13 protein-coding genes are annotated in these 13,975 nt (G+C 57.7%); 8 read left to right on the forward strand and 5 right to left on the reverse strand.

Annotation, left to right across the window (positions count from 1 at the left end):
* The first annotated feature begins 283 nt into the window (after positions 1 to 283).
* On the forward strand, positions 284 to 886 hold the full coding sequence (locus GT019_RS16550) for a TetR family transcriptional regulator (protein ID WP_161744294.1): 603 nt from the start codon (positions 284 to 286) through the stop codon (positions 884 to 886).
* Positions 887 to 1,260: 374 nt separating this feature from the next.
* Positions 1,261 to 2,004 (forward strand): SDR family oxidoreductase, encoded by a 744-nt coding sequence (locus tag GT019_RS16555; protein ID WP_161744295.1) that lies wholly within the window; start codon positions 1,261 to 1,263, stop codon positions 2,002 to 2,004.
* A 152-nt stretch (positions 2,005 to 2,156) separates the two neighbouring features.
* Here GT019_RS16555 and GT019_RS16560 read toward each other — a convergent pair whose 3' ends face one another.
* The gene (locus GT019_RS16560) at positions 2,157 to 2,600 is read right to left on the reverse strand and encodes a cell wall hydrolase (protein WP_161744296.1); all 444 of its coding nucleotides are present in this window, start codon (positions 2,598 to 2,600) and stop codon (positions 2,157 to 2,159) included.
* A 140-nt stretch (positions 2,601 to 2,740) separates the two neighbouring features.
* The gene (locus tag GT019_RS16565) at positions 2,741 to 3,571 is read right to left on the reverse strand and encodes a sugar phosphate isomerase/epimerase family protein (protein WP_161744297.1); all 831 of its coding nucleotides are present in this window, start codon (positions 3,569 to 3,571) and stop codon (positions 2,741 to 2,743) included.
* A gap of 201 nt (positions 3,572 to 3,772) precedes the next feature.
* Between GT019_RS16565 and GT019_RS16570 the strand changes: the two genes are divergently transcribed.
* Genes GT019_RS16570 through GT019_RS16580 form a run of 3 tightly spaced genes read left to right on the forward strand, consistent with a single transcriptional unit; the run spans position 3,773 to position 7,592 of the window.
* Complete coding sequence (locus GT019_RS16570) at positions 3,773 to 5,335, forward strand: spore germination protein (RefSeq protein ID WP_328803978.1); 1,563 nt, start codon at positions 3,773 to 3,775, stop codon at positions 5,333 to 5,335.
* A complete protein-coding gene (locus tag GT019_RS16575; RefSeq protein ID WP_161744299.1) occupies positions 5,332 to 6,507 on the forward strand; it encodes a Ger(x)C family spore germination protein in 1,176 nt (391 codons plus the stop codon). Before GT019_RS16570 ends, GT019_RS16575 begins: the two co-directional genes overlap by 4 nt.
* On the forward strand, positions 6,507 to 7,592 hold the full coding sequence (locus GT019_RS16580; protein ID WP_161744300.1) for a GerAB/ArcD/ProY family transporter: 1,086 nt from the start codon (positions 6,507 to 6,509) through the stop codon (positions 7,590 to 7,592). Before GT019_RS16575 ends, GT019_RS16580 begins: the two co-directional genes overlap by 1 nt.
* A gap of 73 nt (positions 7,593 to 7,665) precedes the next feature.
* Here the strand turns inward: GT019_RS16580 and GT019_RS16585 are convergent, their stop codons facing one another.
* The 3 genes from GT019_RS16585 to GT019_RS16595 all read right to left on the reverse strand — a co-directional run bounded on the left by GT019_RS16585 (position 7,666) and on the right by GT019_RS16595 (position 11,163).
* Positions 7,666 to 8,853 (reverse strand): epoxide hydrolase family protein, encoded by a 1,188-nt coding sequence (locus GT019_RS16585; protein ID WP_161744301.1) that lies wholly within the window; start codon positions 8,851 to 8,853, stop codon positions 7,666 to 7,668.
* 464 nt (positions 8,854 to 9,317) lie between these two features.
* Complete coding sequence (pdxR, locus tag GT019_RS16590; RefSeq protein WP_161744302.1) at positions 9,318 to 10,757, reverse strand: MocR-like pyridoxine biosynthesis transcription factor PdxR; 1,440 nt, start codon at positions 10,755 to 10,757, stop codon at positions 9,318 to 9,320.
* A 130-nt stretch (positions 10,758 to 10,887) separates the two neighbouring features.
* Positions 10,888 to 11,163: a hypothetical protein gene (locus tag GT019_RS16595; protein WP_161744303.1), complete on the reverse strand. Its 276-nt coding sequence runs from the start codon at positions 11,161 to 11,163 to the stop codon at positions 10,888 to 10,890.
* Between the two features lie 102 nt (positions 11,164 to 11,265).
* On the opposite strand from GT019_RS16595, the gene GT019_RS16600 reads away from it, so the two are divergent.
* From GT019_RS16600 to GT019_RS16610, 3 genes are all read left to right on the forward strand, one after another.
* Positions 11,266 to 11,907 carry a GntR family transcriptional regulator gene (locus GT019_RS16600; protein WP_161744304.1) on the forward strand — a complete coding sequence of 214 codons (642 nt, stop codon included), beginning with the start codon at positions 11,266 to 11,268 and terminating at the stop codon, positions 11,905 to 11,907.
* A gap of 229 nt (positions 11,908 to 12,136) precedes the next feature.
* A complete protein-coding gene (locus GT019_RS16605) occupies positions 12,137 to 12,958 on the forward strand; it encodes a metallophosphoesterase family protein (protein WP_161744305.1) in 822 nt (273 codons plus the stop codon).
* A gap of 83 nt (positions 12,959 to 13,041) precedes the next feature.
* Positions 13,042 to 13,974: an ABC transporter permease gene (locus tag GT019_RS16610; protein WP_235948340.1), complete on the forward strand. Its 933-nt coding sequence runs from the start codon at positions 13,042 to 13,044 to the stop codon at positions 13,972 to 13,974.
* The last annotated feature ends 1 nt before the right edge of the window (position 13,975 follow it).

Raw genomic sequence — 13,975 nt, forward strand, 5'->3', positions numbered from 1 at the left:
TGCCGGACGGATGCTCGGTCCCCTTCGGAGATCTACAATAGAGTCAGCAGAGTCAGCAGCTCATAGCGGCAGGCTTGGACGGCATTACGGCGTCCGAGACTGCCGCTTTTTGCCGTCCTTTTCCGCTGCCGCGGCAGTGCCGTTCGAAGCTGCCGGCGCTGCCGCGGGGCAAAGTGCGAAACCCGCTTCCAGATTTGCTCATGACATATGACAAAGTTGCAATATTGTTATCGCGATTATGTTCTGCTATAGTGAAGAAAACTACCGTAAGGCGGAGGAACACATGGCGAACGATCTGTCTTTGAACAAGGAGCAAATACTCGATGCCGCGGAGCAGGCGCTGAAGCGCTACGGACCGGACAAAACGTCCGTCGTGGACGTGGCGCGCGCGCTTCAGGTGAGCCACGGCACGCTGTACCGCCACTTTGCGAGCAAAGCCGCGCTGCGCGAAGCGGTGACGGAGCGCTGGCTGCGGCGGAGCATCGCCGAGCCGCTGGCCCAGGCGACCGGGCTCCCTCAGGGCGGCAGCGCGGCCGAACGGCTCCGCTTGTGGCTCGATACGCTGATCGCCGCCAAACGGGCGCATGCGGCGGAAGATCCCGAGCTGTTCGCGATGTATGCGGCCGTCACGATGGAGGCAGCCGAAATGATCGACGCGCATATCGACGGCCTGATTCTGCAGATGGCTTCCATCATCGAGGACGGCATAACCGCCGGCGAGCTGCGGCCCGGCCGTCCCGAAACGATCGCGCGGGCGATCTTCATCGCCACCTCGAGATTCCATCATCCCGCGCATGCGCGGGAATGGAACGCGGAGCGGACCGATCGGGATTACGATTCCGTATGGGAGCTGATCTTGGCCGGGCTTGCGTTACCTACGGCATAAAAGACCTGCATAACCATACCTGCTGCGCGCAAGCAAGCCGACATCTATGCCCGTGCCCGTAAAGGCGCAAACCTGCGAATCCTCCCGATGCGAATCGGGAGGATTTTCGCCGTTACAAGGGCGGAATTCGCGCATCCGAAATTTAAGATGACAAATATTAATATCTGTCACTTGATATTTGTTTGTCAGCTGTATATAATCAAATCAGCAAAGAAAGGGGATGTTATCCATGAACCCCCCGGCATTTCAGGCATTCGTCTTGGAGGCGTTCCCTGCCGCCGAAAGCCCGGCAGTCCGAACTGCCGCTATGGATTAGAGGCTCGACCGTTCACGTATGCAGCAATCATCGATTTATCGACGAGGAGGAAGAAATCATGAACGAGCAATTATCGGGAAAAGTCGCGCTGGTGACCGGCGCATCGAGAGGACTCGGGAAGGACATGGCGGAACTGCTGGCGCAGCACGGCGCGAAGGTGGTCGTCAATTATGCCAGCAGCCCGGAGAAAGCGGAGCAAGTCGTGAGCGGGATCAAACAGCGCGGAGGAGAAGCGCTCGCGATTCAAGCCGACATCGGCAGCGCAGCGGAGGTCGAGCGGCTGTTCCGGGAGACGATCGAGGCCTACGGACGGATCGATATCCTGCTCAACAATGCCGGCATCATGATCACGAAGCCGCTCGCGGCCATCACGGAGGACGACTTCGACAGAACGTTCGCGATCAACGCGAAAGGAACCTTCTTCGCGATCCAGCAGGCGGCGAAGCATATGGGCAAGGGCGGACGAATCATCAATTTCTCGACCTCGGTCGTCGGCCAGATGTTTCCGACCTACAGCGCGTATGTAGGATCCAAGGCCGCCGTGGAGCAATTCGGCCGCCAGTTGGCCAAGGAGCTGGGTCCGCAGGGCATCTCGATCAACACCGTGGCGCCGGGTCCGATCAACACGGAGCTGTTCACGGCCGGCAAAACGCAGGAGGAAATCGCGCGCGTCGGCAGCATGAACTCCTTCGGACGTCTCGCCGAGACCGAGGATATCTCGAAAGTCGTGCTATTCCTCGCCGGCCCGGATTCCGGATGGATCTCGGGTCAGACGATCCGCGTCAACGGCGGTTTCATCTGATCGCGGACGTCCGCAGCCGCTCCTTCGTTCTTTCGCCGCACGACCTTACGGCTGCGCTCCCGAATGTCCCATGACGCAAAAAAAGCCGCGGTTTACGCGGCCATTCATGACATCCTGCGCTTTTCTTTTCATGCGACTATCCGTTTATGCCATTAAAACGTGTTATATACATTTTCGCATTCTTGCCCGGTCGGTTCATAGAAACAGTGCTTCTTCCATCGTCCCGCGAACGGCTGATCGTACCACGTCGGCGGACAGGGTCCGGGATTCTCGAACGATCCCGGACGGAAGTACCAGAGGGAGAATTTGGCCGGCCAATTCCGCTCCCCGTTCACGGCCCTTTGCGCCAGACGGCGTTCCCGCTCTCTTGCGCCCTGATAGTACAACCCGTGCTGCAGCGCTTCGAACGCATGCGGCTGATTGATCATCTGAGGAATCGTCCGGAGTCCTTTAAAATCGGAGCAATTCGCTCTTATTCGGTTAATGCCGACATTTCCGACGAGGAGCATGCCCATCTCGCCTTCGGTCTCCGCTTCGGCCCGAAGCAGCCTTGCCAACATATCGATATCCTGTTTCCTGGCTTTTACGACTCCCATTGGCTCACCTCTTTGGATTTCTAGACTCATCATATTGTAAGTGAAGCGCATGTGTTACTCCGCGCCATCCATCAACATGCGTCCGGAGCCGGAGGTACTCGCAGCGCAGCGGGTTCGTTTGGACGATGAGGCCTTCTGCGTTACCGCCTTCTGGCGGCCGCCCGGCCTTCGCGAACGAAACGGGCGGCGGCTGCCAGTTGTTCCGTCTGCACGTCTTCGAGCGTGACGAACCCGAGCGGCTTGTGACGCTCGAGCAATTGCCAGAACAACGGATAATGCAATTCGCCGAGTCCGGCCGCGGCAGCCGTCACTCCCCCGTTCTCCCCCCGCTTCAAATCCTTCGCATGCGCGCTCACGATACGCGGCCCGAGCAGGCGGAAAGCCTCTCGCATCACCTCGTCCTGATCGCGAAGCGTACCCGCATGCAGCAAATTGCACGGATCCAGCACCACGCCGAGGCAGGAGGAGGGGAAGCGTTCCAACGTCGCTGCCAGCGTATCCGCCGAGGCGATCAAATGTCCTTGCGCCGCTTCCAATCCGATCGTGACTCCCCACCGCTCCGCTTCCTCCACCAATTCCTCCAAGGCCCGATTCAGCCGTTCCTCATAGGCTTTCGATCGAGCAGGATCTCGAGGCACGCCTACCTCGGTCGCCACGATCGGCGCGCCGAAATGCCGCGCATGCCGCAAATGCTCCTTGAACCGGTCGACATGATGCCGGAACAGGTCGTCGTCCAGCTCTATCAAGCTGGCGTAGCAGCCCAGAACCGCAATGCCGACGCGATGCTCCGCGAAGGCGCCGCCTATTTCGTTGGCTAGTCCCGGGCTCAAGCGGCCGAGCGAGAAATCCACGTCCGAGATTGCCTTGGACAGCGCAAGCTGCACGTAATCCATGCCTTGTTCCGCTGCCTTCCCCGCCAATTGCCGATACGGCAACTTTCCCATCAAATGCGCCAGCAGGCCAACCGTCATGCGAACTCCCCCTTTAAATGGCAATCGTCCCCTTTCTTTTTCGAATCCCGTGCGGCATTCTCCTGCTGCCGGCGCGGCAGATCGCCAATCCGAGCCTCGGATGCATAATTCAAAACGGATGGAGAGATGATAACCGCATTCCCAATATTCGCCATTCATTGCTTATTCGCATCGTTAACGTTCTCTTGGAGGTGGACTGCCGTGTCGGCCGCGCAACATGCAAGTTCTGGCGATACCTCTCCCGAACAAACAATCCATGATCCGATCAGCGAATCCCTGGCGGAGAACGAACGCCTTATCGGCGGTTATTTCGCCCATTGCTACGATATTGTCTTTCGGCGTGCGCATATTTTCGGGCAAGTCCCTGTTTTGGTGGTCTATTTGGACGGCCTGGTGGATACCAAAGCCCTGGATGCCGTATTGCTGAAGCCTTGGATGCTGGAAGCCCCCCGTCCCGGATTGGACGAGTTGAACGCCGCGGACCTGATGTTGGAGCAGCGGCTGGTCTCCATCGCGAAGACCAATACGACGGGGACCATGGACGACGTCGTGAAAAGCATCTTATCCGGCAATGTCGCGATCCTCTCGGATGGCTCCGCGCAGGCCGTGACCGCCGAATTGAACGGCTTCGAGCAGCGGGCAGTCGAAGAGCCGGCGAGCGAGACGACCGTTCGCGGGCCGAAAGAGGGCTTTACGGAAAGCCTCAACGCGAACACCGGCATGCTTCGAAGGAAGCTCCGCAGCCCCAAACTAAAAATGGAGTCCATGAGCGTCGGCAATCTCTCCAAAACCACGATCGTGATCGCGTATATCGAAGGAATCGTCCAAGCCTCGGTGCTGGAAGAAGTGCGCGGGCGCATCTCGCAAATCAAGATCGATACGGTGCTGGACGGGGCTTTCGTCGAGGAGTTTATCGAGGACCACCCGTTCACGTTTTTTCCGCAAGTGCAAAATACCGAACGCCCGGACATCGTGGCCTCCTGCCTGGCGGAAAGGAAGGTCGCCGTTTTCGTCGACGGCACGCCTTTCGTGCTGATCGTCCCGTGCACCTTTTGGAACGCGTTTCAATCGGCCGACGATTATTACGAGCGATTCCTGTACGCGACCGTCATTCGCTGGCTGCGGATGATTTTGATTACCACTTCGCTCTATTTGCCTTCCATCTACGTGGCGATCTCCACGTTTCATCCGCAATTGCTGCCGACGAATTTCTTGATCAGCATCACTTCCGCCCGAGAAGGCGTTCCCTTCCCGGCCGTCATCGAGGCGTTGTTGATCGAGTTCTTGTTCGAAGGCCTGCGCGAAGCCGGTCTGCGCATGCCGCGGCCGAACGGTTCGGCGATCAGCATCGTCGGCGCGCTCGTGATCGGGCAAGCCGCCGTTCAGGCGGGGATCATCTCGGCTCCGATCGTCATCGTCGTGTCCCTGACGGGAATCGCGTCGCTCATCACCCCGAGATACAGCATGGGGATGGCCTTTCGACTGCTCCGTTTCCCGATGCTCGTATGTTCGGGCATGTTCGGCTTGTACGGGGTCACGATGGCGTCGTTGTTCCTGCTCATCCACCTGACGAACCTGGAGTCGTTCGGAGTCCCCTATTTAAGCCCGATCGCGCCGTTGACAAGAAGCGAGCTCAAGGACGTCCTGATCCGCGCGCCATGGTGGAAGATGCACACGCTGCCGCTGTCCGGCTCCGCCAAGCGGCATGTTCGCATTCCCAATGGTCAACGACCGGGCGGGAGCCAAGGAGACGAAGCGTCATGAACCGTCGTCCGGCAGCTGTCGTGGCCTGGCTACTCTGCATCGCGTTGACTGCGGGCTGCTGGGACCGCACGGAAATTTCGGATCGCGTCTTCGATCTTGCCGCGTCGGCCGATCTGAAGGAGAACGGAACGTATATGATCGCGGGGCAGTTCATTAACCCTTCCCGAATGGAAGAAAGCCCGAAAGGCGGCTCCGGCGGCAGCAAGTCGTATTTCATCGAAACGGGCACCGGTCAGTCCGCGCTGGAATCCATTCAAAAAATGCGGCAAAAGCTGTCCAGGGTCATCACCCGCGGCCATCGGCGGAATTATTACATCGGAGAGAGCCTGGCGAAGAACGGCATCAAGGATATGCTGGATGCGTTCAGCCGGGATCCGGGCAATCGCATCCGGTTGGACATGTGGGTGGTCAAGGGTGGCACCGGCCTGCAAGCGCTGGAAGTGCCCTACCCGCTGGAGAAGATCCCCGCCGTCGCGCCGTTCAAGATCCATAAAGCGGTCGGAGGAACGACGGGCACGACCTATCTCGACTATTTGATGGCTTCCAGCGCCGAGGGCGAAAGTCCCACGTTGCCCGTCGTCGACATCGTAAAAGGATCTTCCCCGCAAAAAACGATCCGATTTTACGGGCGCGCTATTTTCAACCGCGATTATCGGTTAGTCGGGTATTTGAATTTTGTCGAAGGCGCTTATCGGCAGTGGATACTCCATAAAATCTCCTACCTCGACTTAGTGGAGGAGGTCCCCGGAGCAGGCGGGAGCGTCGGCGTGGTGATCTCGAGATTCGGCAGCAAGGTCAAGAGCAGCGTCACGCCGGATCATAAAGTGAAGATGCGCATCGAGCTGAGCGGCGCCGGACAGATCGTCGAGAACCATACCAACCTGGACTTCCGCGAGCTGAAAAATTTGACGCTTGCGCAGAACGCCGTCAACCGGCAGACCAGCGAGCATGTTTCCGCGATGATCGGCAAGGTCCAAAAACAATACGGCACGGACGTCTTCGGTTTCGTACAGACCCTGAATCGGCAGCATCCAAGCGAATGGAAACGATTAAAGGGACAGTGGGAGCATATCTTTCCGGGCATCGAAGTCACGGTGAACGTAAACGTGAATTTGAAATATTTCGGCCTGGTCGGCCCGCCGCTTCAATTTAGGGAAAGCGAGATCAAATAATGAAACTCTCCGGCTATCAACTGTTTTGGCTGATCTTCACGATGGCCTTCGGGATGACGGCGCTGTTCACCGTCTCCCTGCCCATCGCCGTTGCCAAGCAAGACGCTTGGCTGTCCACGGTCCTGGCCGCACTGATCAGCTTGTTCACGACCTTCGTCGCCGTCAGGCTGAGCCTGCTCTACCCGGGCCAAACCTTTATCGAATACAGTCAGGTCATTCTCGGCAGATGGCTGGGAAAAATCATGTTGCTATCCTACCTTGCGACGTGGGTGTCCTTGACTGGAATCATCTTAAGGGAATATGCGGATTTCGTTTACCTGGCCTTGTTCGATTCGACGCCGCTATGGATCGTGATTCTCGTCATGCTGGGCGCCAGCGTCTACGTCACCTGTTCCGGAGGCTTGCGGGGCATCGGCCGCTGCGGCGAGATCATCGGCCCGATCAGCGTCGTCGGCTGCCTGCTCATCATCATTTTCAGCGTGAACGATTGGGACTGGCTGCGGCTGCTGCCGGTCTATGCGAACACCGGCTTGCTGCCCATCGCGAAAGGAAGCTTGCTCCCCGCCTCCTTCCTCGGAGAATCCTTCATCGTGGTCATGTTGATCGCGTTCATGCCCAAGCCCCGTCGCGCGCAGATCTCCGCCTTGCTCGGGGTCGCGGCCGCTTCGGCCGCCGTGCTGGCCATGACCTTGATCGTGGTCATGACCTTCGGTCCGAATATCCCGGCCCGCTTGATTTACCCGCTTTACTCGGCCGTCACCTACATCTCGGTCATGGAGTTCATCCAAAACATCGACGTGCTGGCCGTCTTGCTTTGGATCGTCGCGATCTTCATTAAGCTCTCCCTGTATTTGTTCGTTACCAGCTACGGCAGCGCGCAATTTTTCGGCATCAAACGGTGGAAGAACACGATATGGTTCATCGTCCCGATGGTTTTCGTCATCTCGCTGCTGCCGCGAAACTTCGACATCGAAATGATCTACACGAAATTTTGGCTGGCGGTGATCTATCCGATCAGCCTCGTGGGCATTCCTTTGCTATTGTGGATGGTCGGCTCGCTGCGGAAAAGAACCCTCTCGCATTGAACGCAAAGGGCTGCCGACATGACGCATCGGCAGCCCTCCCTTCATTTTGCGGCAAGGATGATCTTGGATTCGGTTAGCGCAGCGACCTCAGTCCCGCGCGAATTTCCGACGTCATGAATTCCGGCTGCTCCCAAGCGGCGAAATGCCCGCCCCTCGGAAGCCGGTTGTAGTGGATCAGGTTCGGGTAGGCTTTCTCCGTCCAGCTCTTCGGCGCTTCGAAGAGCTCGTCCGGAAAGACGCTTACGGCAACCGGGAGCTTTACGCCCTGCACGGCGAAGAAGGAGCTTTTGTTCTCCCAGTAAATACGCGCCGCGGATATCGCGGAGTTCGTCAACCAAAACAGCGTGATGTTGTCGAGCACGTCGTCGCGCGTCAAGCCTTCCTGGACGCCGGCAAACGATCGCGAGATCAAGGCAAGGCTCTTCCAGTCGTGGTCCAGCATGAAGGCGGCCAGACCGACGGGCGAATCCGCCAGTCCGGTCAGCGACTGCGGGCGGGTTCCCATGAAGAAGGCGTAATAGAATTTATTTTCGCGCACTTGGTCGCACGCTTTCTTCTCTTCGTCCGAGAGGCCGGGCGGCAGCGGGTTGCCGGACCAGATCGCCGCATCGACTTCGGGCGGAATCACCTTCGCCATGTTGGTGTGAATGCCCAGCAATCCCTTCGGCTCCTGAACGCCCATCGCATCCACGACGATCGCGCCCCAGTCCCCGCCCTGCGCCACGTACTTCTCGTAGCCAAGACGCGTCATCAGCTCGCCGTAAGCGCGGGCGATCCGCTCCGGATCCCAGCCGGTCGCGGTCGGCTTGCCCGAGAACCCGTAACCCGGCATCGAAGGAATCACGACATGGAAGGCATCGGACTCGCTTCCGCCGTGCGCCGTTGGATCGGTCAGCGGTTCGATCAGCTTCATCTGCTCGATGATCGAGCCCGGCCATCCATGCGCGATCAGGATCGGCATCGCGTTCGCATGCTTCGAACGAACGTGAATGAAGTGAATGTCCAGCCCGTCGAGCTCCGTCAGGAAATGCGGCACGGCGTTGATCTTCGCCTCGATTTTGCGCCAGTCGTATTCGTTCGCCCAGTAACGGGCGAGCTCTTGCATCGTTGCCAGCTGCGTGCCTTGCGATTGGTCCGAAACCGTTTCTTTCTCCGGCCATCTGGTTGCGTAGATCCGGTTGCGCAAATCGGTCAATTCCGCCTCCGGGATGCTTACTTGAAACGGGCGAATTGCCGTTGTTTGAATCGTTGTTCGTGTCATGAGATCAGGCTCCCCTAGTTATGAAGTTGACGTATTCGCGGACTAGTCGACTAGCGAAGCCGCCGTAATGCCTGGCGTAATCCTGCAGTGATACGCTTCGGCGGCGACTACGCTGACGAATGTTACAGGGCCGCAATCGGAATCGTCAAACGGTAATAATTGGAGCGATAATCATCCTTGCGGACCGCGAAAGAGCTAGCGATACAGCCCCTTCGCCTCGCATGCCGCCACGATGCTCGGGCCAAATCCGCGGCGCTCCTGACGTTTCGGGTTTCGAACCGCGGCAACGATTCGTGCCTGAGACGCGCGCACGCCGACGAAAAGTCCGTGTTTCGGAATATGGATTGCACCGACTCGGCTTCTTTGGCCGTGTACCTGCAAGCCAAGCGCTGTTATAGTTCCTTATACGCCGTCGCAATGAGCCGGGACGTTGCGGCGGCGATTTCGCGCACGACTCCTCGCGGTCATGAACGCAATAACGCTTCGGCGAGACGGGCAATCCCTTCGTCGATCAGCTTCTCCTCGACCTTGGCGAATCCCAGCACATAGCCCCTCCTCATGCTTTCCAGGCAATAAGGAGCGAGCGGATACACGCGAACCCCTCTATGCAGCAACCGGGACGTGAATTTATGCTCGTCGAACGGCGGCTCGGCTTCGAGCAGCATATGAGAGCCCGTCTCGATGCCGGTCAGCGTGAACCTGTCGGCGATGCCGCTGTCCGCGACGGCAATCGTCAGCCTCTCGTGCCTTCGCCTGTATACGTTCCGCACTCTTCGCATATGCCGCATGAAGTGGCCTTGTTCCATGAATCGCGTAAGCGTAACGGCCTCCATGATCGGCAGATGAAGATAGATCAACTCTTGCACGCGGGCGATCCGCGCGATAGCTTGCGCGGATCCGACAAGCGCGGATATGCGAAGGCCGGGCGCGATCATTTTGGAGAAACTCATCAGATACAACGTATGATTGGGCGCTTGGCTAAACAACGTCGGCAGCGGTTCGCCGCGATAGCGATACTCGCTGTCGTAATCGTCCTCGATGATCCAACTCCGATTTGCCTCCGCCAGTCGGAGCAGCTTCTGCCTTCTCGGCTCCGCCAGCACGACGCCTACCGGACATTGGTGGGACGGCGTGACGAACGTCAGCTTGGATGCCGGGGGAATCCGATCCACGACCAGGCCGTATTCGTCGACGGGGACGGGCACCACATGCATGCCGCGGTATTTCATCGCGATCCAGGCAGCCGGGAAGCCCGGATCTTCGACGGCGACCGTGTCGCCTGCGTCGAGCAGCGCCTGCGCGATCATGTCGATGCTGTTGCGCGAGCCGGAGGTCAGCAGGATTTGGTCCGTTCCCACATGAATGCCGCGTTCGAGCGACAAGTACCGCTGGATTTGCTCCCGCAACGGCAAATACCCGTAGGCATCTCCATAAGCCCAATCGCACGGGGCCATAGTCGAGGATGCATGCAGGTACGACTGCCGCCAGAGCTTTTGGAACAGCGAATCGATGTACGGTTCATGCGGGCTGAAATCGATCCTTGCTTCGCCGGCTTCCTCGCCGTTGAGCCAATCCTGCAGGCGATCGGCGGAAGCGTCGAGCAGCGGGCGCGAAGGAATCGCGGGACCTGCTGGCTGCGGGTTATCCGGCGCGGCCGGAACGATATTCCAGCACGAGCTGACCCGGGTGCCTCCCCGCCGCGACGTTACGATGTAGCCCCGGGCGAGCAGTTCCTCGTAGACGAGCTGGATGGTCGAACGCGAGACGCCGAGCTGCAGCGCCAGCTCGCGGGACGGAATCAACCGCTCGCCCGGCGGCCAGTTCCCGTTCGATATATTGACGATGGCTTGGTCCAGCAGTTGCTGCCAGATCGGTTTCGTATCCTTGCGGTTTACTTTCAACATCGGGTGCACCTGCATTTCCGGCTTTGGTCTGGACGAACATAGCGACAAGACGAAGACCCCGAACGTTTGACGCTCGCGGTCGGCATGCACAACTCGGATCAAGACCTATTGTTCGCACTTGCCGATTCCGCTATTCGATGCGCCGTTGTCCCGCACGGAGCGGATGCATGGCGAAGGCGGTGCTTTGAAATGTTGAGCGATAACGGCGGCGCCTCGGATAGAATGCAGAGCGAGCAGCAGATAGCATTCGCAGACGTGCATATTTACGAATTGTTAATAAAACAATAATATCTTTCTTACATACAAGGACAATAATTCTTGTATGTATTTTTTTAAGGGACGTCTTCGGCAACGCCGAGCAGCCCCCTTTTCCCGCTTCCTTGATGGCGGCGGCATTCCGGCGCATTAGCAGCAGGCTCCGGGCCGCGGCGTCAGCATTCGATCCGGCTATCAACTTTGCCTGCTTTGTTTCAAGGAAGAAGAAATCACGACTAAGGAGCCGTTAATCATGTCCAATCCGCCCCTGGTGGAAACCGCCTATCGCCTAATCCGGCAAAAGCTGCTGAACGGCGACTTTTTGCCGGGCACCCTGCTGTCCGAAAACGAGCTCGCGACCGAAATGAGCATGAGCCGGACGCCGGTGCGCGATGCTATGGCCTTGCTGTCGCGCGAAGGCTTCGTCGAACCGCTCAAAAAACGCGGCACGCTCGTCAAAGGCGTCGATATCAAGGAATTGTACGACATGCTCGACTTGATTCAAGCCTTGTACGTCTATGTGATCGACGCCTTGGAGCCCGAGCAGTACGAGGATGCCTTGCCGATCATGAAGGAACATTTGGACCGCCTGATCGAAGCGAGCGAGCAGAGGCGCTACCGAGAATACTACGAAAATTGCCTGTTGTTCATGCGGACGCTGCTGGCAACGGTTCATAACCAGAGCATCCTGCAGACGTTCGATGTGTACAAGGACAAAATCCTGTTTTACGTCGTGGTGTACCGTACCGCCACCAGCCCGAATCGCCCCTATACAAGCAAAAAACTCTATTCCGACATGTTCCGTTTTCTGTGCGAAGGCAATATTCCGGATGCCAAGAAAGCGTTTCTCGATTCGATGCGGAATACCCGCGAGGAATTGGTGCGATACTTGTAATCAGGTTGAATACTGGGGCAAACCGAAGAACCGCCTGCCGTCGCTGAGACGGGAGCGGTTTTTTTAGATGCTTCATTTCCATAAGCATACATTTATTCCTTTTTATTTGGCCGTTATTTACAAAACCCTTAATCCGCCATAACACTCCGCTTACATGCTAAAACAATAATACTTGTATGCATAATAATTTTTATTGCATGCAACCAACTTTTATCGGAGGTAGAACAAGATGGAGACCGTACGCTTCGTCCATATGACGGACACGCACATGAACGCGCCCGGCCGAGAGGTTTGGTCCGTGAACATGGCGGAAAAGGCCAAGCGCATTTTTCAAGACGTGCACACTTCCGGCTTCGATCCCGCTTTTGTCGTCATTACCGGCGATCTCGCGCAAGACGGCAACGTGACGGATTATGCCTATATTCGCAAGCTGGCGGACGAAGGATCGGCGCTCGTTAACGCGCCTGTCCATGTCGTGCTCGGCAATCACGACGATCGCTCGGCTTTCCGGGAAGGCTATCTGGGCGCGGCGCCTTCCGAGCAGCCGTATTACTACTCGACGACCATCGGGGGATTGCGCCTGATCGGGCTTGACTCGGAAGTGCAAGCCGGCAAAGAGACCGGGTTCGGCCTCATCGACCGGGAGCAATTGGATTGGCTGGCCGAAGAGCTGAAAACAACGGCGCCGAACGGTACCGTCATCGCGTTTCACCATCCGATGCTGAAGGTCAACAACGTGGCGTCCAAGTATAATTTGACGAACGCGGATGAGGTTAGCGCCGTGCTCAAAACCGGGCGCGATCTCATCGGCGTCTTCGCCGGCCACGTGCATTCGCACAACGTCGGGACCTATGACGGCATTCTCCAGGTCGTCGGCGGCGGGTCCTTCACGATCGGGAAGAGAGTCGGGGACGGCCTCGTCGCGGGTTATAACGTCTGCAGCTATAACCTCGTCACCGTGACGTACGGCCAAGCATCCGTGGAGACGATCAATCTGCCGACGCCGAACGAAGAGTTGTTCCGCGTGGAATTGTCGCGCTTTGCGGACTAGCATGGATAGAACTGCGCCTGCGGCGCCTTACCGTCAGGTGCCGAGCGCAGCCAATTCGTAAGCATGAAGAAGGGAAAATCGAAATGAAGCTGCTAGCGGCCGGCAAAAGGTTAAGAAGTCCCCGGCGATACGCCGCGTTAGGTCTCATGATGGTGCCGGGCCTACTCTACCTCTTGATCAACAATTACTTGCCGATGTTCGGTGTCATTATCGCGTTCAAGGATTTCAACTATACCAAGGGCATATTCGGCAGCGACTGGATCGGATTCAAGAACTTCGAGTATTTGTTCAAGACTTCCGACGCGCTCCTGATTACCCGAAACACCATTCTGTATAATGCCGCCTTCATCTGCTTGAACCTGATCGTGCCGACGGGCGTGGCGATTATGCTCAATGAAGTCAGGAAACGGTGGCTGTCGCGCATGTATCAGACCGTAATCCTGCTGCCTTACCTGATCTCGATGGTGATCGTCGGCTATCTCGTCTACGCGATGCTGAGCGCGGATACCGGCTTTCTCGGTCGAACGATACTGCCCATGCTCGGCTTGCCGGACATCTCCTGGTACAGCGAGCCTCGTTATTGGCCCTATATTCTGACCGCCGTTCATATCTGGATCAGCGCGGGCTCCTTGAGCGTGATCTACTTGGCCTCGATCATCGGCATCGATCCCGAGTATTACGAGGCGGCGATGATCGACGGGGCCGGCAAGTGGCAGCAGATCCGGCGCATCACGATTCCGCTGCTCGCGCCGGTCATCACCATTATGACGCTGCTGCAGATCGGCCGCATCTTCTACTCCGACTTCGGCCTGTTCTATCAGGTGCCGCTGAATGCAGGCGCGCTGCAGTCGACGACCAACGTGATCGATACGTATGTCTACCGCGCCCTGATGACGCTCGGCGATGTCGGCATGTCCTCGGCTGCCGGCGTATACCAGTCGCTTGTCGGCTTCGTCTTGGTGCTGGTGTCCAACTTCGTCGTCCGGAAACTGAACAAAGATCATGCTTTATTTTAAG

Source organism: Paenibacillus glycinis (genome assembly GCF_009909185.1).
GTDB classification, from domain to species: domain Bacteria; phylum Bacillota; class Bacilli; order Paenibacillales; family Paenibacillaceae; genus Paenibacillus_Z; species Paenibacillus_Z glycinis.

Bases quoted from the DNA above. Each gene is read 5' to 3' on its own strand.
- GT019_RS16550 (WP_161744294.1), top strand. From the start codon at position 284: ATGGCGAACGATCTGTCTTTGAACAAGGAGCAAATACTCGATGCCGCG.
- GT019_RS16555 (WP_161744295.1), top strand. From the start codon at position 1,261: ATGAACGAGCAATTATCGGGAAAAGTCGCGCTGGTGACCGGCGCATCG.
- GT019_RS16560 (WP_161744296.1), bottom strand. From the start codon at position 2,600: ATGGGAGTCGTAAAAGCCAGGAAACAGGATATCGATATGTTGGCAAGG.
- GT019_RS16565 (WP_161744297.1), bottom strand. From the start codon at position 3,571: ATGACGGTTGGCCTGCTGGCGCATTTGATGGGAAAGTTGCCGTATCGG.
- GT019_RS16575 (WP_161744299.1), top strand. From the start codon at position 5,332: ATGAACCGTCGTCCGGCAGCTGTCGTGGCCTGGCTACTCTGCATCGCG.
- GT019_RS16580 (WP_161744300.1), top strand. From the start codon at position 6,507: ATGAAACTCTCCGGCTATCAACTGTTTTGGCTGATCTTCACGATGGCC.
- GT019_RS16585 (WP_161744301.1), bottom strand. From the start codon at position 8,853: ATGACACGAACAACGATTCAAACAACGGCAATTCGCCCGTTTCAAGTA.
- pdxR (WP_161744302.1), bottom strand. From the start codon at position 10,757: ATGTTGAAAGTAAACCGCAAGGATACGAAACCGATCTGGCAGCAACTG.
- GT019_RS16595 (WP_161744303.1), bottom strand. From the start codon at position 11,163: ATGCGCCGGAATGCCGCCGCCATCAAGGAAGCGGGAAAAGGGGGCTGC.
- GT019_RS16600 (WP_161744304.1), top strand. From the start codon at position 11,266: ATGTCCAATCCGCCCCTGGTGGAAACCGCCTATCGCCTAATCCGGCAA.
- GT019_RS16605 (WP_161744305.1), top strand. From the start codon at position 12,137: ATGGAGACCGTACGCTTCGTCCATATGACGGACACGCACATGAACGCG.
- GT019_RS16610 (WP_235948340.1), top strand. From the start codon at position 13,042: ATGAAGCTGCTAGCGGCCGGCAAAAGGTTAAGAAGTCCCCGGCGATAC.